Origin of the sequence: Sphingomonas lycopersici (assembly GCF_026130605.1) — a bacterium.
GTDB classification, from domain to species: Bacteria; Pseudomonadota; Alphaproteobacteria; order Sphingomonadales; family Sphingomonadaceae; genus Sphingomonas; species Sphingomonas lycopersici.
In genome coordinates this window covers 16,223-33,658 of sequence record NZ_JANFAU010000010.1, presented here as the reverse complement: position 1 = coordinate 33,658, position 17,436 = coordinate 16,223, and the positions used below count along the sequence as shown (strand labels likewise).

Here is a 17,436-nt window from a genome sequence, read left to right as displayed (position 1 = left end):
CCGTTGCCGGCGCAGACGGCGAGCATGATCCGCCGTTTCGCGCTTGCCGCCTTCGCCCTGCTGCTCACCGCCGGCCCAGCCGCCGCCGAGGATGCCGCCCAGCCCGATTTCTTCGCCGCGGCGATATGCCAGCCGCCTTATTCGTTCGACCATGCGACGACGCTCTACAATGCCGCGGAAAAGCTGACGAAGCCCGATATGTCGCTGTTCGGCGCGGCGGTTTATCACCTCCCGGCGGCGATCGCGCGCGACGGCTTCACCACGCAGGACATCTTGTTCGCCAATTCGGCATTCGGGGTGCTGATCGACGGCGACGTGGCGGCGAAGCTCGCCGAAACCTATCATCTCGCGCCGGAAAAGAGCCATTTGTTCGGCGCCTCGACCACCGGTTTCGCGCGGCAATTACCCGATGCCGAGCAGCCGATGAAGGCGATGGGGCTCGTCTCGCTCGTCGCGCGGCAGGGGCCGGGGCTCAAGGGCAAGACGATGCTGGCGTGCGAATTCGTCTCGCACGAGGATCGCGCCGGGCTCGAAGCGTTCGAGAAAGCCTCGGAGAAATAACCGGGCGCTTACGGCTCGGATAGAAAAGGGCGCCGGTCGTCTAGCGACCGACGCCCTTTTTCATCGACTCGATCGCCGACGCTCAATGCGCGTAGCGGAGCCGGCGGTTGCGGACGCGCAGCGTGCCGCCAATCGCGCCGAAGCCGAGGATCATCAGCGCCCAGGTCGCCGGCTCGGGCACCCCGCCGCCGATCTGGCTCAGGCCCTCGACGCGGAACTGCTTGGCCGTCGCGATCTGCGGATCGAAAGTGAACGATACGCTCTGGATGCCGGTGCCGCTCAGCGTGAACTGATTGTTGGCATTCTTCTTGGCCGAACAGATCACGCTGCAATTCCCCCCGGAGGTGAACAGCTCGACGCCGTTAACCCACATATTGAAGGTGAAAGCAGTGTCGTTCGAGAAGGCGAAGGTCAGATTGTCCCACGCCTTGGCGAAATCGACCGTCAGATTGGTCATCGTGCCGCTGATCGTGGCTTCACCGCCACCACCACCGCCAGTGATCGCATCGGTCGACGTGAAGGTGACGCTCGATCCGTCCTGATTGACGACCCCGCCCACGGTCGTCGAGTTGATCTGGTTCTGGAAATGCACGCCGGTCTGCGCGCCGAACGTGCCGGTATCGAGCGTGAAACCGCCCGCGATAACCGGTGCTGCATATGCCTGCGGAATAGCCACAACGGCCGCCAAAGCGAGAGCGGTCGCCCCCGCACCCTTAATGTTCATGTCTCGTCTCCCAAAACGCGAATCGGTGGCGACCTCGCCCCACTGGTTTTTCCGTGGGCTGGAGACTCGGTTTAACAGGAAATTAACGACGTTTCAGTCGCCCATTTTTACAAGATTTTGCCTTTTGTACCATCGTGGAGCATGTCAGCGATGGCATTGGAACGGGTGTGGAATTCACACCGAATCGATAGACGTTACGGCGATGCGCTGCGCACCGGGATAAGCGAACAACAGGTCGCTCCCCGCCTCGGCATGAAGCTCCTCGCTTCCCGATATCATCACGCATTCGCCCGCGTGCCACGCGACCCCGCCGATCTCCCCGGCGCCCGCGATCGGCACCAGCCAGCCCGACACCCCGTCGGGTAAGGCGATCACCCGCGCGCCCCCGGTCCACCGTTCGACCACGAATTTCGGCCCCTCGACCAGGATCGTCCGCCCCGGCGCGACCTCGCCCGGCATCGGCGGCGGCGACCAGGGTTCGAGATCGGCCACCGCCACTCCGTCGTCGAGGTGCAATTCGCGCGGGCGGCCGTAATCGTACAGCCGATAGGTGATGTCGATATTCTGCTGCACCTCGATCAGGGTCAGCCCGGCGCCGATCGCGTGAATCACCCCGGCGTGCGAATAATAGAAATCGCCCGCCTGCACTTTTTTCCAATCGAGCTTGTCCTCGATCGACCCGTCGAGCGCGCTGGCGCGCAATTCGTCGGCGGTCATCGGCGCCTTGGGCCCGATCGCGATCGTCGATGTCGGCTCGGCAGCGAGCACCACCCAGCATTCGTCCTTGCCGCGCGGCAGCCCGCGCTTGCGCGCCTCGGCATCCGACGGATGATCCTGCACCGACAATTTCTCGCTGGTGAACAGATATTTGATCAGCAGTTCCGGCGCCTCCGGGTGCGGCGACTGGAACCACACTTCGCCGATCGGCGCGCCGCCGGGGGCGGGATCGGGGAAACCGGGATAGAGCTGGTTCCGACCCCAGGGCTTCTCCACCCGTTTCGTCGCCAGCAAGGTCGCAGTCATAATCGTTCCCGAATAGCCCGTTGGACACGGTGCAAACGCGCGTCATGCGGATTGCGTTTCACCGTTGTTCGTCACTGCCCGCTTAGGCTAAAGGCTCGGTGAATGCGTACTTCTTTTCCTCGTTCGCTTGGCCTGGTGCTGGTCGCCGCGCTCGCCCTCCCGATCGCCGGCTGCGCGCGCAACCGCGCCAAGGGCGATTTGCCTTATGTCGCGCGCGACGTGGGCACCTTGTACACCGCCGCGAAGCACCGGCTCGAACAGCATCGCTACAAGGAGGCCGCCGCGCTGTTCGACGAGGTCGAGCGCCAGCATCCTTATTCGGTCTGGGCACGTCGCGCGCAGCTGATGGGGGCGTTCAGCCACTATCTCGCGCGCAGCTACACCGATGCGATCCAGTCCGCGCAGCGCTTCATCTCGGTGCACCCCGGCAACAAGGATGCGCCCTACGCTTATTATCTGATCGCGCTCTGCTATTACGAGCAGATCAGCGACGTGACGCGCGATCAGAAGATCAGCGCGCAGGCGCAGGACGCGCTGGGCGAGCTGATCCGCCGCTATCCCAATTCGCGCTACGCCGCCGACGCGCGGCTCAAGATCGATCTGGTGCGCGATCACCTTGCGGGCAAGGAAATGGAGATCGGTCGCTTCTACGAGCGGCGCGGCCAGTGGCTCGCGGCGACGCTGCGCTTCCGCAAGGTGGTGGATGATTACCAGACCACCACCCACACGCCCGAGGCGCTGATGCGGCTCACCGAGACCTATCTCGCGCTCGGCGTGCGCGGCGAGGCGGAAAAGGCCGCGGCGGTGCTCGGCGCCAATTATCCCGGCACCGACTGGTATGCGCGCGCCTATAAGCTGGTGAAGGAATATCCGCCGACGGCGATCGCGCCGCTCGCCCCGGGCCAGCTGGTCGTCCCCGTCGCGACCAAGCCCGCGGCGACCCCGGGCAGCGCGGCCCCCGCCGCGCCGACCGCAGAGCCGCCGGCCGCCCCGACCGCAGCCCCCACTCCGGCCCCCGCACCGGCGACGCCTTCGTCGGACGCGCCGAAGGCCTGACGGCATGACCCGGGCGCGGACCGCTGCCGCCCGGCTCGGCCCCGTGCCGCTGGAACATTGGCGATGCTGACCGCGCTGTCGATCCGCGACGTCGTGCTGATCGAGGCGCTCGACCTCGAATTCGGCCCCGGGCTCGGCGTGCTGACCGGCGAGACCGGCGCGGGCAAATCGATCCTGCTCGATTCGCTCGGGCTGGCGCTCGGCGCGCGCGCCGATAGCGCGCTGGTGCGCCACGGCGCGGCGCAGGCGGCCGTGACCGCGACCTTCGATCCCTCGCCCGCCGCGGAACAATTGCTCGACGCCAACGGCTTCGCGGTCGAGCCCGGCGAGCCGCTGATCATCCGCCGCATCGTCAAGGCCGACGGCGGCAGCCGCGCCTTCGTCAACGACCAGCCCGCCTCGGCCGGGCTGCTGCGCGAGCTGGGCGCGCTTCTGGTCGAGATCCATGGCCAGCACGACGAGCGCGGGCTGCTCGCCCCCGCCGGGCATCGCGCGCTGCTCGACGCTTACGGCCGGATCGACTCCGCCCCCGCCGCGGCGGCCTGGGCGGCGTGGCGCGCCGCCGAGGATGCGCTCGCCGCCGCGCACGCCGAGATCGACAACGCCGCGCGCGATCGCGAATGGCTCGAACATGCCGTCGCCGAGCTCGACGCGCTCGCCCCCGAGCCGGGCGAGGAACAGGCGCTGGCGGACAAGCGCCGCACGATGCAGCGCGCGGCGAAGATCGCCGACGATCTCTCGGCGATCGGCGCCCATCTCGAAGGCAGCGAGGGCGCACTGTCGCATCTCAGGCAAGCGGCGCGGGTGCTCGAGCGCGTCGCCCCCGATCACGCCACGCTGGCCGAGGCGCTGGCGGCGATCGATCGTGCGCTGATCGAGGCGGGCACCGCCGAGGAGCGGCTGCACGATGCGCGGCTCGCGCTGGCCTATGATCCGCGCACGCTGGAGGATGACGAGGCGCGGCTGTTCGAGCTGCGCGGCCTTGCGCGCAAGCATCGCGTCCAGCCCGACGATCTCGCCGCGCTCGCCGACGAGCTGCGCGCGCGGCTCTTGCGGCTCAACGCCGGCGAGGAAGGCATCGTCACGCTCGAAGCCCGCGTCGCGGAGGCCGCCCGCGCTTATGACGCCGCCGCCGAGGCGCTCGGCGCGGCGCGCGCCGCCGCCGCCGCACGGCTCGACAAGGCGGTGGCGGGCGAGCTCGCGCCGCTCAAGCTCGATGCCGCGCGCTTCCGCACCGCGATCGCCCCCGCCGCGCGCGAGGCCTGGGGGCCGGCGGGCAAGGACCGCGTCGAGTTCGAGATCGCGACCAACCCGGGCGCGCCCTTCGCGCCGCTGATTCGCATCGCCAGCGGCGGCGAACTCTCGCGCTTCATCCTCGCGCTCAAGGTCGCGCTCGCGGCGGAGGGGAGCGCACGCACGATGGTATTCGACGAGATCGACCGCGGGGTCGGCGGCGCGGTCGCCTCGGCGATCGGCGAGCGGCTCGCCCGGCTCGCGGGGCAGGCGCAATTGCTGGTGGTGACGCACAGCCCGCAGGTCGCGGCGCGCGGCGCGGCGCATCTGCTGATCGCCAAGAGCCACGACGGCATCGTCACCCGCACCGGCGTCACCACGCTCGGCGAAACCGAACGGCGCGAGGAAATCGCGCGTATGCTATCCGGCGCGACGATCACCGACGAGGCCCGCGCGCAGGCGGAAAGGTTATTGGAGGTCGCCTGATGGGATTGCATCACCACGGCCATGATCACGATCACCCGCACGACCACGGTCACGCGCACGATCATTCGCATGGTCACGGCCATTCGCACGGCCACGGGCACCACCACCACGCGCCGCCGATGCAATGGGATCGCGCCTTCGCGATCGGCATCGGGATGAACCTCGCTTATGTCGCGGCGGAAGGCGCGGCGGGCTTTATCACCGGGTCGGTCGCGCTCATGGCGGATGCGGGGCATAATCTTTCTGACGTGCTCGGGCTCGCGGTGGCGTGGGGCGCGGCGGCGCTCGCCCGCGCGGCGCCGTCGAAGCGCTTCACTTATGGGCTCAAGGGATCGACGATCCTCGCCGCGCTCGCCAATGCGCTGCTGCTGCTCGTCGCGCTCGGCGCGATCGCGCTGGAGGCGGTGCAACGCTTCGGCGAGCCCGCGCCGGTGCCGGGGCTCACCGTCTCGATCGTCGCGGCGGTCGGGATCCTGATCAACGCCGGCACCGCGCTGATGTTCGCCTCGGGGCGCAAGGGCGACGTCAACATCCGCGGCGCCTATCTCCATATGGCGGCGGACGCGGCGGTCTCGGCCGGAGTGGTCGTGGCCGGCATCGTCATCTGGATGACGGGCGCGGCGTGGATCGATCCGGTGGTCAGCCTGGTGATCGCCGCGCTGATCTTCTGGCAGACCTGGGGAATGCTGCGCGAGACGGTGGAGATGTCGCTCGCCGCGGTGCCGCGCGGGATCGACTACGACGGGGTCGAGGCCGCGCTCGCCGCGCTGCCCGGGGTGCGCGAGGTCCATGATCTCCACATCTGGCCGATGTCGACCACCGAACCGGGGCTGACCGCGCACCTGCTGCTGCCCGACGGCCATCCCGGCGACGACTTCCTCTACGCGGCGCAGACGATGCTCCACGTCCGCTTCGGGATCGGCCATGCGACGATCCAGATCGAAACCGGCGCGGCCAGTTGCGGGCTGGCAAGCGCGGCGACGGTTTAGGGCGCCTTCTCCTAGCTATTCCCCGTCATTCCCGCGAAGGCGGAAATCCATTCACGCTGTCGTTGCGGCTCGATTCGATAGGCCGGCCAGAACGGATTCCCGCCTCCGCGGGAACGACGGGTGGTTGGTTTGTAAGGCACGCCCGCCCCGATTGGCGTTCTATCCGCAACCGTCCTATGCCCTCCCCCACAACAACCAACCGGGTTCGCGGATCATGGCACAATCCTTCGCTTCTTCCCCTGCCCGCGCACGGATTGCGCGCGCCACTGTGGTTGCCGGCACGCTCGATATCCTCGCGGCGATCAGCCTCACCTTATTCTACGGCAAGCGTACCGTTTCGGAGATGCTGGCCTATGTCGCCTCCGGGCCGTTTCCCGGCGTCCCGGTACGCGGGCTGCCGGTCGCGCTGCTCGGGCTGGCGGTCCATTATGCGCTGATGGCGGTGATGGCGGCGGTCTATGTCCTCGTCGCCGATCGCGTGACCTGGCTGAAGCGCCAGCCGATCGTCGGCGGCGTCGGCTATGGCCTGATCACTTATGTGATGATGAACCTGATCGTCGTGCCGCTGCGGTTCGGCGCGATGCCCTCGACTCCCGCGGTGGTGACGCAATTATTCTGCCATATCGTGCTGGTCGGGCTGCCGATCGCATTCATCGCGCGGCGGCGCTGAACAACACGACGTCAGCCCAGCACGGCGGCGACGGAGAAGAAGGCACAAGCCGAAGCGGGTTGAATGTCGATCGATCGTGAAAAGGCGGCGCCGGCGCGGATTGCGACGCTGGACGCGGTACGCGGGGTGGCGGTGATGGGCATCTTGCTGCTCAACATCGTTTCGTTCGCGCTGCCCGCTTATGCCTATGTCGACCCGCATTTCGCCGGCGGCGCGGAGGGCGCGAACTGGTGGAGCTGGGCGATCGTCTTCGTCCTCGCCGACGGCAAGATGCGCGGGCTGTTCACGATGCTGTTCGGCGCCTCGACGGTGCTCGTCGCCGAACGCGCGCTGGCGAGCGGCGAAAGCCCCGCGCGGGTCCATTATGCGCGCGCCGCGAGCCTGTTCGCGATCGGCCTCGTCCACGCTTATCTGATCTGGGCCGGCGACATATTGACGCTCTATGCCTTCTGCGGCGCGCTCGCCTTCGTCGCGTGGCGCTGGCCGGTGCGCATGCTCGCGAGCCTCGGCGCGCTCCTGCTGCTGTGGCAGCTCGCGCTCGGCCTGCTCGTCTATAACGACACCCGCCGGTTCGAGGCGGCCGCCGCCACGCCCCACGCAAGCGCGGCGGTGCGCGCGCAATGGAAGGACTATCAGGCCGCGCTGCTTCCCCCGCATCCCCCCTCTGCCGAGCAGATCGCAATCTATCGTGGCGACTGGAACACGGTCACCCGCGCGCGGGCGGAAGCCGCCTTCGAGATCGAGACTCAGGTGATGCCGTGGATGCTGCCCGAAACGCTCGGGCTGATGCTGCTCGGCATGGCGTTGTTCCGCGCCGGCTTCTTCTCGGGCGGCTGGGCGCGACGGTATTATTGGGCGGTGGCGGTGGCCGGCGCGGGGGTGACGATCCCGCTCTATGTCGCGCTGGCCGGCTGGATGAGCGCGACGCATTTCGATCCGATCCTGCTGCTGCTCACCGAGCCGCTCCACCTCACCCTGCTGCGCCCGGCGCTGGCGGTGGCGGAGGCGGCGCTGGTGATCCTGTTCGTCACCTCGGGCCGCGCGCGCTGGCTCGCGGCGCGGCTCACCGCGGCGGGGCGGATGGCATTCAGCAACTATCTCGGCACCAGCATCGTCTGCACGCTGATTTTCTACGGCTACGGCCTCGGCTGGTTCGGCCGACTGGAACGCTGGCAGCTCTACCCCGTGGTATTCGCGATCTGGACCGCGATGCTCGGCTGGTCGCAACCCTGGCTGGAACGATTCGCCTATGGCCCGGCCGAATGGCTGTGGCGCAGCATGGCACGCGGCCGGTGGCAATCTTTTCGTCGCATTTGAGCGTCGCGCAATTGCGAACCAGCCGCAAAAGCACTTGCGAGCGCATCGCAATAGCCCTAGATCGCAGGGCGAGCGAGGGAGATCCGCATGGTCGTCTGCGTCTGCAATGCCATCCGTGAATGCGAAGTGCGCGAGGCCGCGCGGCAGGGATCACGGACGGCGTGTCAGGCCTATCGTTCGCTCGGGCGCCAGCCGAAATGCGGCCAGTGCGTATCGTTTGCGCGAGCCATTATCGATGAAGAGCGCGCTGCTGCATAACGCTCGCAGCAACCAAACCCGCAGAAATCCGCCATTTTTTGGGTTGCCCGCGCTGCATCAGGCGCGGTAAAACATCTGCCTAACCGAAAGGCAGAAGACATGAAGGGCGACGCGCGCGTCATCGAATTGCTCAACGAGACGCTGAAGAACGAGCTCACCGCGATCAACCAATATTGGTTGCACTATCGCATGCTCGACAATTGGGGCGTCAAGAAGCTCGCCGAATTCGAGCGGCACGAATCGATCGACGAGATGAAGCACGCCGATATGGTGGCGGATCGCATCCTGTTCCTCGAGGGGCTGCCCAATTTCCAGCTGCTCGGCCGGCTGCGCGTCGGCGAGACGGTCGAGGAAGTGCTCAAATCCGATCTCGCGCTCGAGATGGAGGCGGTGGCGCAATTGAAGGGCGCGATCGCTTATTGCGAGGAAGCCAAGGATTACGTCAGCCGCGACCTGTTCACCAAGATCCTCGAAAGCGAGGAAGAACATGTCGACACGCTCGAACGCCAGTTCGAGATGATCGAGCGGATGGGGCTGCAGAATTACATCCAGCTCAACGCCAAGAGCGAACACGAGAGCTGAGTTCAGCGTCTCGCCTGGGGCTTACCCCTCCACCAGCCTTCGGCTGGTCCCTCTCCCCTCCGGGGGAGGAACGGGGGGACCGAACAATTCCTCCCTCGGAGGGGGAGGGGGACCGTTGCGAAGCAATGGTGGAGGGGTAAGCCCCAAGCGAGACGCCAGCGATATATTGGCCGCCTCTCCGCCAGCGCCCTCCCCCTCAGTCCGATTTCGGCCCGAACGGATTGCGCGGCGCGCGCAAGGTCAGCCGCACCGGCACCGCGCCGAAGCCGAGATCGCGGCGCAGGCCGTTCATCAGATAGCGTTCGTAGCTCGCCGGAAGCTGATCGACCCGCGTGCCGAAGATCACGAAGCTCGGCGGACGCGTCTTGATCTGCGTCACATAGCGCATCTTGATCCGCTTGCCGCCGGGCGCGGGGGGCGGATTGGCCTCGATCGCGCGCTCGAACCAGCGGTTGAGCTCGCCGGTCGGCACGCGGCGCGACCAAGCCGCGCGCGTCTCGAACGCCGCCGCGATAAGCTGGTCGATCCCCTTCCCCGTCGCCCCCGACACGGTGAGCAAGGGCACGCCCTTCACCTGGCTGAGGCCGTCCTCCAGCGCCTTGCGCACGCCGTTGAACAGCGAAGAGGGGTCGGCGGCGACATCCCATTTGTTGAGCGCGATCAGCAGCGCACGCCCCTCCGACAGCACCTTGTCGGCGATGCGCAGGTCCTGCGCCTCCAGCCCGAGCGTCGCATCGAGCAGCAGCACCACCACCTCGGCGAAATCGACCGCGTGGAGCGCATCGGCGACCGACAGTTTCTCAAGTTTGTCCTGCACCTTGGCGCGCTTGCGCATCCCGGCGGTGTCGATCAGCCGCACCGGGCGCGGGCCTTGCGGGCCGTGCCAGGTCCAGTCGATCGCGATCGAATCGCGGGTGATCCCGGCTTCCGGCCCGGTGATCAGCCGATCCTCGCCGAGCATGCGGTTGATCAGCGTCGACTTGCCCGCATTGGGGCGCCCGACGATCGCCAGCTTGAGCGGGGCATCGTCGCGCTCGTCTTCTTCCTCGCCGGCGGGGGCTTCGACCTCTTCGTCGCGTTCGAGATGCGGCAGCAACGCCTCGAACAGATCGGCGACGCCCTCGCCATGTTCGGCGGAAAGCTGCACCGGATCGCCGAAGCCGAGCGCGAGCGATTCGAGGATACCCTGCTCGGCGGCGCGCCCCTCGGCCTTGTTGGCGACGAGGATGATCGGGGTGGTCGATCCGCGCAGCCAGCGCGCGATTTCCTCGTCGAGCGGGACGATCCCCGCACGCGCGTCGACCAGGAACAGCGCGACATCGGCCATCTTCACCGCCGCCTCGGTCTGGCGGCGCATCCGGCCGGGGAGCGTATCGGGATCCTCGTCCTCATAGCCCGCGGTATCGACGACGCGGAAATCGAGCCCGAGCAGATGCGCGTCGCCCTCGCGCCGGTCGCGGGTCACGCCGGGGCGGTCGTCGACCAGCGCCAGCTTCTTACCGACGAGGCGGTTGAACAGGGTCGATTTGCCGACATTGGGTCGGCCGACGATCGCGACGATAGGCAGCGGCATCGCGGCGCAATAGCCGCAACGCGCGCCGCCGTCACCTGTGGCGTCAGTTAGATCGGATTTCAGCCTACCACCCCGGCCTTCGCGGGGGGGGGGGGGAGCGTGCTAGCGGGCGATGCTCGCGCCGCCCCTCACCGGTAAGCGGTCACGCGCCCCTTCTGATCGAGCACATAGAGCGTGTTGTTGGCGACCACCGGCGGCAGCCCGAATTCCGCGCCGTGCTTGATCGTCGTCTCGACCTTGCCGTCGGCCGGCGAGACCGCGACGATCTCGCCGCGGGTGTTGGTCAGCCACAATTTGTCGCCCGCCATCACCGGCCCGAACCACACGTATGGGCCGGACTTCTTCTTGACGTTCTTGTAGCCGCGGAGCTGCGCGATCCAGCGCACCTTGCCGTTGGCGCGCGACAGGCAGATCAGCCGCGCATCGTCGGTGACGACGAACAGCCATTCGCCCGCGAGCCACGGCGTCGAGGTGCCGGCGAGATTCTGCTCCCACAGACGCTGGCCGGTATCCATTTCGATCGCGACCATGCGCCCGCCCTGCCCGACCGCATAGACACGGCCGTCCGCGATCACCGGATCGGCATCGATATCGGCAAGGCTCGACACCGAGGTCGACATTGCGGTGCGCGACAGCGCGTCCTGCCACAAGGTACGGCCGTTTTCGTAGCGATAGGCGTTGAGTTCGCCCGACGAGAAGCCCGCGACGATCGTCCCCGAGGCCGCCGCGGGCGCCGCGACGCCGAACACGCCCTGCGATTCGATGCTGCCCGATTCGGCCCATTGCACCTTGCCGTCGGCCTCGCCGAGCGCGAACAGCTGGTTGTCCTGGCTGAGCACATAGACCTGGCCGTTGGCGACGGTCGGCGCGCCGCGCAGCGGGCCGCCCGGCTTGGCGCTCCAGATCACCTTGCCGTCGGCCGCGTTCAGCGCGGCGACCTGGCCGAGCCCGTCGGTCGCGAATACCTTGCCGTCGTCGAAGCTCACGCCGCCGCCAAAGCGCGCCGCGCGGTTCTTCTTCTCCGTCGCCATCGGCGTGGTCCACAGCGACGCGCCGGTATCCGCGCGGAAGGCATGGACCACCGCATCGACGTCGACCACGAACAATTTGCCGTCGGCGACCACCGGCGCCGCGCCGAGCCGCTGGCGGTTCGATCCGCCGTCGACCCGCGCACTCCACGCCCGCGCCGGTGCGGCGCCGAGCGCGAGATTGCCCATATTCTTGGAAGGGTTGCCGCCGGGCTGCGCCCAGGCGTCGTTCGGCGCCGCGGGCGGGACGGTGACGGCGACCCCGGCGAGCGACGGATCGACCGCCGCGCCATTCTCGGAGACCAGGATCGGGATGCGCTCACCGAGCGTCGGGGTCTTTTTCGGGCCGTGGCCCTTGAAGATGCCGCACCCGCTCAATCCCACCAGCGCCGCGATCACCAGCGGCGCGGCCAGAACCTTCTTCATTGCTGCTTGGCCTTCTCGTTACCGGCGGCGCCGCCGCTCTGCGCGGCGCCGGTATCCAATACCGCGCCCATCTGAACCGCGCGTTGACGGAGCGATTCCGGCACCGATTCGGTCGCCGCAATCTGATTGTAGAGCCGCATCGCGAGATCGCGCCGGCCCTGCTTCAAATAAGCCAGCGCGACCAATTCGCCCGCGCTGCCGAAATAGGGATTGCCCGGCGCCGCGAGCCCGCGCAGCCGGCTGACCACCACATCGGGCTTGAGCGTATCGAATTCGGCCATCGTCTGCCGGATCAGCGCGAGATCGCGGAACGGCTTGGCCATCGACTGATCGCCGGCGATCGCCGCGAATTGTTTCGCCGCGCCCTTCAGGTCCTCCTTGCGCAGCGCGATATCGGCCTGCGAGAACAGCGCGGCGGCGCGATAGCCGTCCGACTTGGACTGGGCGAGCTCGGCCAGCGTCTTGGCCGAGGCGTCGAGCTTGCCCGCGGCGAGATCGTCATAGGCGACCTGCAATTGCTCGCCCTCGCGCTCCGCGGCCTTGTGCTGGCGGTTCTGCCAGAACAGATAGCCGCCGAAGACGGCGAGCCCGCCGACGATCGCGACGATCAGCAACCGGCCATAGCGCCGCCAGAAATCGAGCGCCTGATCCTGGCGCAGCGCATCATCGACTTCGCGCAGGAATGCTTCATTGCTTTCGGGCGACAGGGCCAAGGTGAACTCCGGCTACTGGAAAAACGCGCCTGTTTAGCCGCGCCCCCGGGGAAACGGAAGCGGCTTGGACGTCCTATTTGGGCTGATAGACCTGCTCGACACCCGGAAAGGCGCGCGAGCGGACCTCATTGGCATAAGCTTCGGCGCGTTCGGAGATGTAACCGGCAATGTCGCCGTAGCGCTTCACGAAGCGCGGCACCCGTTCGAACATCCCGAGCATGTCCTCCGCCACCAGCACCTGACCGTCGCATTGGGCCGAGGCGCCGATGCCGATCGTCGGGCAATCGATCGAGCGGGTCAGCTCGATCGCGATCGGCTCGATCACGCCCTCGACGACCAGCGAAAAGGCGCCCGCGCGCGCGATCGCCTGCCCGTCGTCGATGATCTTCGCGGCTTCCTCCTGCGTCCGCCCGCGCGCGCCATAGCCGCCGAGCATGTTCACCGCCTGCGGGGTGAGCCCGACATGCCCCATCACCGGGATCCCGCGCTCGACGAGGAACTGGACGGTCGGCGCCATCGCCACCCCGCCCTCCAGCTTCACCCCGGCCGCGCCGGTCTGCTTGAGCAGCCATGCGGCGCTCTCGAACGCCTTTTCGGGCGAGGTTTCGTAGCTGCCGAACGGCATGTCGACCACGACCATCGCATGATAGCTGCCACGCACCACCGCCGCGCCGTGCGCCGCCATCATCTCGAGCGACACCGGGACGGTCGAGGGCAGCCCGTAGATCACCTGCCCCAGGCTGTCGCCGACCAGCAGCAGATCGCAATGCGGATCGAACAATTGCGCGGTGCGCACGGTATAAGCGGTGAGCATCACCAGCGGCTCGCCGCCCTTGCGCTTGCGCACCGCGGGGACGGTGACGCGCTTCATCGGCGCGGACACCGGGGTCGCGCGGCTGGTGGAGCTGTCGATCGTGAAGGTGGTGGACATGGGCGCGACGCTTAGAGGCTTGCCGGCCCGAAGGCCAGTCTAACGCGCCCAGCGATTGCGGATCGCGACCCCGGCGAGCCGCACCTCGATCAGCGCCACCGCGAAGATGAACAGCGGGAAATAGGTTACCCAAATCCCCTTGGTGGCGATGATATCGGTGGCGGCGAAGAGATAGCCGAACTGGACGACGATCGCGGCCAGCGAGATCACGAACAGCGGCCGCGCCACCGCCCTGCGGAACAGCAGCGCCAGCGCCCCGAGCAGCCCGCTGCCCACCGCGAGCGCATAGACCCAATTGTACCAGGCGGGGAGCGACGCATAGAGCGCGCGATCATAGGCGCTCGTCTGCCCCATCGCCTCCGCGCCGAGGCGGAATTGCTGGACGCAGGCGAACACGCCCATCGCGCCCCACAGCACCAGCAGGATCGCGACGATACGAAACCAGACCGGCACCGGCCGCGCGAACTCGCTCATCCACTCTCCCCTTTCGTGGGCGGGGATTGTGCGTCGTTATCGATCGTTACACAAGTGTTTGATATTGCGCCGCGTCGAACCCCACGACCAGCGTGTCGCCTTTCACGGCCACCGGGCGACGGATCGCCGACGGATTGGCGAGCATCAGCGCGATCGCCTTTTCCGCATCAAGGTCGACCTTCGCCGCGTCGGGCAATTTGCGGAATGTCGTGCCGGCGCGGTTGAGCAATTTCTCCCAGCCGAGCCGCGCCACCCAGCCGCGCAGCGCAGCCTCGTCGACCCCGGCCTTTTTGTAATCGTGAAAGGCATAAGCCGCGCCGTTCGCGTCGAGCCACACGCGCGCCTTCTTCACGGTGTCGCAATTGGGGATGCCGTAGAGTGTGATCATGCCCCCTCAATCGAGGAAACGGCCGAACACCGCAACCGGCTGATCCGCGAAACCGAGCGCGCGATAAAAGGCGTGCGCGTCCTCGTTCCCGGTGCGGACCATCAACTGGATCTTGGGCACCCCCCGCGCGCGCAGCCACGTCTCCGCCGCGGCCATCAGCGCGCGGCCCAGCCCGGCGCGGCGCGCATCGGGCGCGACCGCGAGATAATAGACCCAGCCGCGATGCCCGTCGTGCCCAACCATCACGCTGCCGGTCAGGGCGGCGTGCTCGTCCCCTTCGCGGGAGCACAAGGAGGACACGACGTGATCGCGATCCAACGCACGATGCTCCGGCGCGACCACGCCCCGCGCCACCAGAATCGTCGAACCCGGCCCGGCGAGCGCGAAGGCGATGTCGCGCGCCGGCGGGTTCCACGCGCGAGTCAGCCCGCACGCCTCCCACAGCGCGATCAACGCCGCCTCGTCGCCTGCGGTCGCTTCGACGATCACTTCGCCGCCTGCTCCTGCTTGGCGAGATCGGCGGCGAAGGCGGTGCGCGCATTCTGCACCAATTTGGGCAGCGCGGTCGCATCGACCAGCGCCCCGCGTCCGGCGCGTTCGCGCAGCTCGGCCGCGACGGTATGGAACGGCAGGACGATATCGGCCTTGATCGCGGCGAGACGATCGAAGCTGTGCCGGAAATCGCCGACGATCCCCGGATAGGCGCGATTGCCGACCAGCCGGTTGCCCGCGACGGTGATGCTGCAGGCGAACAATATGTCGCGCGGCGTCCCGCGGTCGACGACGCGCATCCGCCAGCTCGTGCAGCCGGGGGTATGCCCCGGGGTGGCCACCGCGGTCAGCGTCACCCCGCCGAGCGTCACCGTCTCGCCGTCGCGAATGCCGCGATCGACCGGCGCGGCGGGGAAGCGGATCACGCCGTAATCGACCTCGCCCGGCGGCGTCCCGGTCTCCACCGCCTGTTTGTCAGCCGCACCGACCACCAATCTGGCGCCGGTCGCCTTTTTCAATGCGGCGAGGCCGCCGGCATGATCGAAATGCGCGTGGCTGAGCAGGATCAGCTTGACGTTGCGCAGCTTGTCGCGCGCGGCGATGTTGCGTTCGAGCGCGGCAACATTCTCCGCCATCGGCGCGTCGATCAGGATCGACCCCGCGCGGGTGTGGATCAGATACGACCCCAGCCCCTCGGTGCCGACATAATCGATCGGCCCGATCACATGGAACGGGGCGGCCGGGCGGGTCCATTCAGGCGGATCGGCGGCGCCCGCGGGGGGCGCAAGCACGACAAGCAGCGCAGCCGCTGCCGCCAGTTTGACCCGAATCGCTCCGACCCGAGTGCTCAGGATCAACATGCTGGAATCCCCTAGGAAAACGAATTTCAGCCGAAGTGTAGCGGCGCCACGGCTGCGAGGAAACCACGGTTATGCGCGAGATTATTTGGTCGTTTTCGGCCCGAGATGCGTGCTCCCCCAAAAGCCTTCGGGCAGCGTGTCGAGCCCCTTCAGCCCGGCGCGGGTCACCGCCAGATCGGATTCGCGCTGCGCGGCGGTGAGGATCTTTTCCTCGTCGGCGGTCAGCACCTGTCGGTCGCGCATCAGCACGCGGCCGTCGACCAGCACGGTCGAGACATCCTCGCCATTGGCATAATAGACCAGCCGATAGACCGGCATGTTCATCGGCACGAGATGCGGCTTGAACCAGTCGACCAGGATGATGTCGGCCTTCTTGCCGGCTTCGAGCGAGCCAATGTCCTTTTCCATCCCCAGCGCCTTGGCGGCATCGATCGTCGCCATTTCGAGCACCTTGCCCGCCGGCAGTACCTTCGCATCGTGGAAATAGAAACGGTGGTAACGCGTCGCCTGGAACATGTGGCGGAACATGTCGAAGCTGCGATCGGGCGCCACCCCGTCCGATCCGAGCATCACCGTCGCCCCCGCGTCGATCAGCTCGGTCGCCGGGTTGCGGCCGTACATCGAGAAGATCGCGCTGGGATTGTGCGAGATGCGCGTGCCGGTCGAGGCGATTAGCTTGATCTCCTCGTCGGTCAGATTGGTGGCGTGCGAGAAGATCGCATCGGGGCCGAGCAGCCCGAGCACGTCATTGGCATATTTCACCGTGCCGCGGGTGTGCCCGTCCTGGAGGAACAGCACCTTGTAACGCTTCGACAGATCGCGCGCGGCATGCGCCTCGCGCACCATTTCGTCGAGCGCGGCGCCGGCGAGCTTGTCGTCCGGGCTGATCGTCGGGAACACCACCGCCATCCTGATGCGGCCGTCGGCGGTGCCGTTCCACTTGCGGATCAATTCCTCCGACACCGCGAGCTGGCGATCGAACGGCACCGTAAAGTCGCGCTTCGCCGCGCCGGTCCAGTCGGTGAACCCGCTGGGATAAGGGCCGCGGCGCGGGCCGACCCCGAGGAACCAGCGCACCCCGATCTGCCTGACCCCCTCGACATAAGCGTCGCCATATTTCGCCTCGTCGACGCGATAGACGTCCGAACCGCCGCCGAAGAAATTGACCGAGGTGGTGACCCCGGACTTGAGCCGCTCGAGCCCCGCGAGCATCGCATCGGCGCGCCAGAAATCGGGGGTCGAGCCGTGCGCGTACATCCGCTCGACATTCTCGTTCCAAGTGTCGCTGTCCGCACCGAGCGTCTTGAGCAATGCGTGCCCGGCGTGGCCGTGGCCGTCGATCAGCCCCGGCATCACGATCTTGCGCCGCGCGTCGATCGTCTCGCGCGGGCTGAACCGCGCCTTGAGCTCGGCGGTCGTCCCCACCGCGGCGATGCGGTTGCCGACGATCGCCACCGCCCCATCGTCGATCACCCGCCGCGCGGGGTCCATCGTGACGATCGTGCCGTCGGTGATCAGGATATCGGCCGGCTCCGTCCCCGCGGCATGCGCCGGCGCATAGGCCGCCGCCGCCGCCACGCCGAGCGCGACGACCAACGCGCCCCGCCGCGTCGCGACGCGATCAAACAACATGATGACCTTGCGCATCGCCC

19 protein-coding genes are annotated in these 17,436 nt (G+C 67.6%); 8 read left to right on the top strand and 11 right to left on the bottom strand.

Annotated features, from left to right (window positions below):
• Positions 1–24: 24 nt before the first annotated feature.
• Positions 25–561 carry a hypothetical protein gene (locus NED98_RS17290; protein ID WP_265269344.1) on the top strand — a complete coding sequence of 179 codons (537 nt, stop codon included), beginning with the start codon at positions 25–27 and terminating at the stop codon, positions 559–561.
• An 82-nt stretch (positions 562–643) separates the two neighbouring features.
• On the opposite strand, the gene NED98_RS17285 is transcribed toward NED98_RS17290, so the two are convergent.
• Together NED98_RS17285 and NED98_RS17280 are read right to left on the bottom strand one after the other, a co-directional pair.
• Positions 644–1,285, bottom strand: a complete 642-nt coding sequence (locus NED98_RS17285) for a PEPxxWA-CTERM sorting domain-containing protein (protein ID WP_179513341.1) — start codon at positions 1,283–1,285, stop codon at positions 644–646.
• 174 nt (positions 1,286–1,459) lie between these two features.
• Positions 1,460–2,308, bottom strand: coding sequence for a class I mannose-6-phosphate isomerase (locus NED98_RS17280; RefSeq protein WP_265313846.1), 849 nt, complete (start codon positions 2,306–2,308; stop codon positions 1,460–1,462).
• A gap of 102 nt (positions 2,309–2,410) precedes the next feature.
• On the opposite strand from NED98_RS17280, the gene NED98_RS17275 reads away from it, so the two are divergent.
• The 7 genes from NED98_RS17275 (at position 2,411) to bfr (ending at position 8,899) form a co-directional block, all read left to right on the top strand.
• The gene (locus NED98_RS17275; protein ID WP_179513339.1) at positions 2,411–3,364 is read left to right on the top strand and encodes an outer membrane protein assembly factor BamD; all 954 of its coding nucleotides are present in this window, start codon (positions 2,411–2,413) and stop codon (positions 3,362–3,364) included.
• 63 nt (positions 3,365–3,427) lie between these two features.
• Positions 3,428–5,083 carry a DNA repair protein RecN gene (gene recN / locus NED98_RS17270; protein WP_265313844.1) on the top strand — a complete coding sequence of 552 codons (1,656 nt, stop codon included), beginning with the start codon at positions 3,428–3,430 and terminating at the stop codon, positions 5,081–5,083.
• Entirely contained in the window at positions 5,083–6,072 is a 990-nt protein-coding gene (locus NED98_RS17265) for a cation diffusion facilitator family transporter (RefSeq protein WP_179513337.1), read from the top strand. The genes recN and NED98_RS17265 overlap by 1 nt, the downstream gene beginning before the upstream one ends.
• Positions 6,073–6,286: 214 nt before the next feature.
• A complete protein-coding gene (locus NED98_RS17260) occupies positions 6,287–6,742 on the top strand; it encodes a hypothetical protein (RefSeq protein ID WP_179513336.1) in 456 nt (151 codons plus the stop codon).
• 63 nt (positions 6,743–6,805) lie between these two features.
• Positions 6,806–8,059 (top strand): DUF418 domain-containing protein, encoded by a 1,254-nt coding sequence (locus tag NED98_RS17255; RefSeq protein WP_265313843.1) that lies wholly within the window; start codon positions 6,806–6,808, stop codon positions 8,057–8,059.
• Between the two features lie 87 nt (positions 8,060–8,146).
• Complete coding sequence (locus NED98_RS17250) at positions 8,147–8,317, top strand: (2Fe-2S)-binding protein (RefSeq protein ID WP_179513334.1); 171 nt, start codon at positions 8,147–8,149, stop codon at positions 8,315–8,317.
• Positions 8,318–8,416: 99 nt separating this feature from the next.
• The gene (bfr, locus tag NED98_RS17245; RefSeq protein WP_179513333.1) at positions 8,417–8,899 is read left to right on the top strand and encodes a bacterioferritin; all 483 of its coding nucleotides are present in this window, start codon (positions 8,417–8,419) and stop codon (positions 8,897–8,899) included.
• Between the two features lie 196 nt (positions 8,900–9,095).
• On the opposite strand, the gene der is transcribed toward bfr, so the two are convergent.
• From der to NED98_RS17200, 9 genes are all read right to left on the bottom strand, one after another.
• A complete protein-coding gene (der, locus tag NED98_RS17240; RefSeq protein ID WP_179513332.1) occupies positions 9,096–10,472 on the bottom strand; it encodes a ribosome biogenesis GTPase Der in 1,377 nt (458 codons plus the stop codon).
• Between the two features lie 128 nt (positions 10,473–10,600).
• Entirely contained in the window at positions 10,601–11,926 is a 1,326-nt protein-coding gene (locus NED98_RS17235) for a PQQ-like beta-propeller repeat protein (protein ID WP_179513331.1), read from the bottom strand.
• Entirely contained in the window at positions 11,923–12,639 is a 717-nt protein-coding gene (locus tag NED98_RS17230) for a tetratricopeptide repeat protein (RefSeq protein WP_265313842.1), read from the bottom strand. The genes NED98_RS17235 and NED98_RS17230 overlap by 4 nt, the downstream gene beginning before the upstream one ends.
• Positions 12,640–12,712: 73 nt before the next feature.
• A complete protein-coding gene (panB, locus tag NED98_RS17225) occupies positions 12,713–13,570 on the bottom strand; it encodes a 3-methyl-2-oxobutanoate hydroxymethyltransferase (RefSeq protein ID WP_265313841.1) in 858 nt (285 codons plus the stop codon).
• 39 nt (positions 13,571–13,609) lie between these two features.
• On the bottom strand, positions 13,610–14,044 hold the full coding sequence (locus tag NED98_RS17220) for a hypothetical protein (RefSeq protein WP_265313840.1): 435 nt from the start codon (positions 14,042–14,044) through the stop codon (positions 13,610–13,612).
• Positions 14,045–14,090: 46 nt separating this feature from the next.
• Complete coding sequence (locus tag NED98_RS17215; RefSeq protein ID WP_265313839.1) at positions 14,091–14,432, bottom strand: ArsC family reductase; 342 nt, start codon at positions 14,430–14,432, stop codon at positions 14,091–14,093.
• A 6-nt stretch (positions 14,433–14,438) separates the two neighbouring features.
• Positions 14,439–14,921: a GNAT family N-acetyltransferase gene (locus tag NED98_RS17210; RefSeq protein ID WP_265313838.1), complete on the bottom strand. Its 483-nt coding sequence runs from the start codon at positions 14,919–14,921 to the stop codon at positions 14,439–14,441.
• Complete coding sequence (bla, locus tag NED98_RS17205) at positions 14,918–15,784, bottom strand: subclass B3 metallo-beta-lactamase (RefSeq protein ID WP_265269348.1); 867 nt, start codon at positions 15,782–15,784, stop codon at positions 14,918–14,920. The genes NED98_RS17210 and bla overlap by 4 nt, the downstream gene beginning before the upstream one ends.
• An 81-nt stretch (positions 15,785–15,865) precedes the next feature.
• Complete coding sequence (locus NED98_RS17200) at positions 15,866–17,431, bottom strand: amidohydrolase family protein (protein WP_265313836.1); 1,566 nt, start codon at positions 17,429–17,431, stop codon at positions 15,866–15,868.
• Between the last annotated feature and the right edge of the window lie 5 nt (positions 17,432–17,436).

What these genes read in the sequence shown, in the direction of transcription:
- NED98_RS17290 (WP_265269344.1), top strand. Translation starts at nt 25, where the DNA reads ATGATCCGCCGTTTCGCGCTTGCCGCCTTCGCCCTGCTGCTCACCGCC.
- NED98_RS17285 (WP_179513341.1), bottom strand. Translation starts at nt 1,285, where the DNA reads ATGAACATTAAGGGTGCGGGGGCGACCGCTCTCGCTTTGGCGGCCGTT.
- NED98_RS17280 (WP_265313846.1), bottom strand. Translation starts at nt 2,308, where the DNA reads ATGACTGCGACCTTGCTGGCGACGAAACGGGTGGAGAAGCCCTGGGGT.
- NED98_RS17275 (WP_179513339.1), top strand. Translation starts at nt 2,411, where the DNA reads ATGCGTACTTCTTTTCCTCGTTCGCTTGGCCTGGTGCTGGTCGCCGCG.
- recN (WP_265313844.1), top strand. Translation starts at nt 3,428, where the DNA reads ATGCTGACCGCGCTGTCGATCCGCGACGTCGTGCTGATCGAGGCGCTC.
- NED98_RS17265 (WP_179513337.1), top strand. Translation starts at nt 5,083, where the DNA reads ATGGGATTGCATCACCACGGCCATGATCACGATCACCCGCACGACCAC.
- NED98_RS17260 (WP_179513336.1), top strand. Translation starts at nt 6,287, where the DNA reads ATGGCACAATCCTTCGCTTCTTCCCCTGCCCGCGCACGGATTGCGCGC.
- NED98_RS17255 (WP_265313843.1), top strand. Translation starts at nt 6,806, where the DNA reads ATGTCGATCGATCGTGAAAAGGCGGCGCCGGCGCGGATTGCGACGCTG.
- NED98_RS17250 (WP_179513334.1), top strand. Translation starts at nt 8,147, where the DNA reads ATGGTCGTCTGCGTCTGCAATGCCATCCGTGAATGCGAAGTGCGCGAG.
- bfr (WP_179513333.1), top strand. Translation starts at nt 8,417, where the DNA reads ATGAAGGGCGACGCGCGCGTCATCGAATTGCTCAACGAGACGCTGAAG.
- der (WP_179513332.1), bottom strand. Translation starts at nt 10,472, where the DNA reads ATGCCGCTGCCTATCGTCGCGATCGTCGGCCGACCCAATGTCGGCAAA.
- NED98_RS17235 (WP_179513331.1), bottom strand. Translation starts at nt 11,926, where the DNA reads ATGAAGAAGGTTCTGGCCGCGCCGCTGGTGATCGCGGCGCTGGTGGGA.
- panB (WP_265313841.1), bottom strand. Translation starts at nt 13,570, where the DNA reads ATGTCCACCACCTTCACGATCGACAGCTCCACCAGCCGCGCGACCCCG.
- NED98_RS17220 (WP_265313840.1), bottom strand. Translation starts at nt 14,044, where the DNA reads ATGAGCGAGTTCGCGCGGCCGGTGCCGGTCTGGTTTCGTATCGTCGCG.
- NED98_RS17215 (WP_265313839.1), bottom strand. Translation starts at nt 14,432, where the DNA reads ATGATCACACTCTACGGCATCCCCAATTGCGACACCGTGAAGAAGGCG.
- bla (WP_265269348.1), bottom strand. Translation starts at nt 15,784, where the DNA reads ATGTTGATCCTGAGCACTCGGGTCGGAGCGATTCGGGTCAAACTGGCG.
- NED98_RS17200 (WP_265313836.1), bottom strand. Translation starts at nt 17,431, where the DNA reads ATGCGCAAGGTCATCATGTTGTTTGATCGCGTCGCGACGCGGCGGGGC.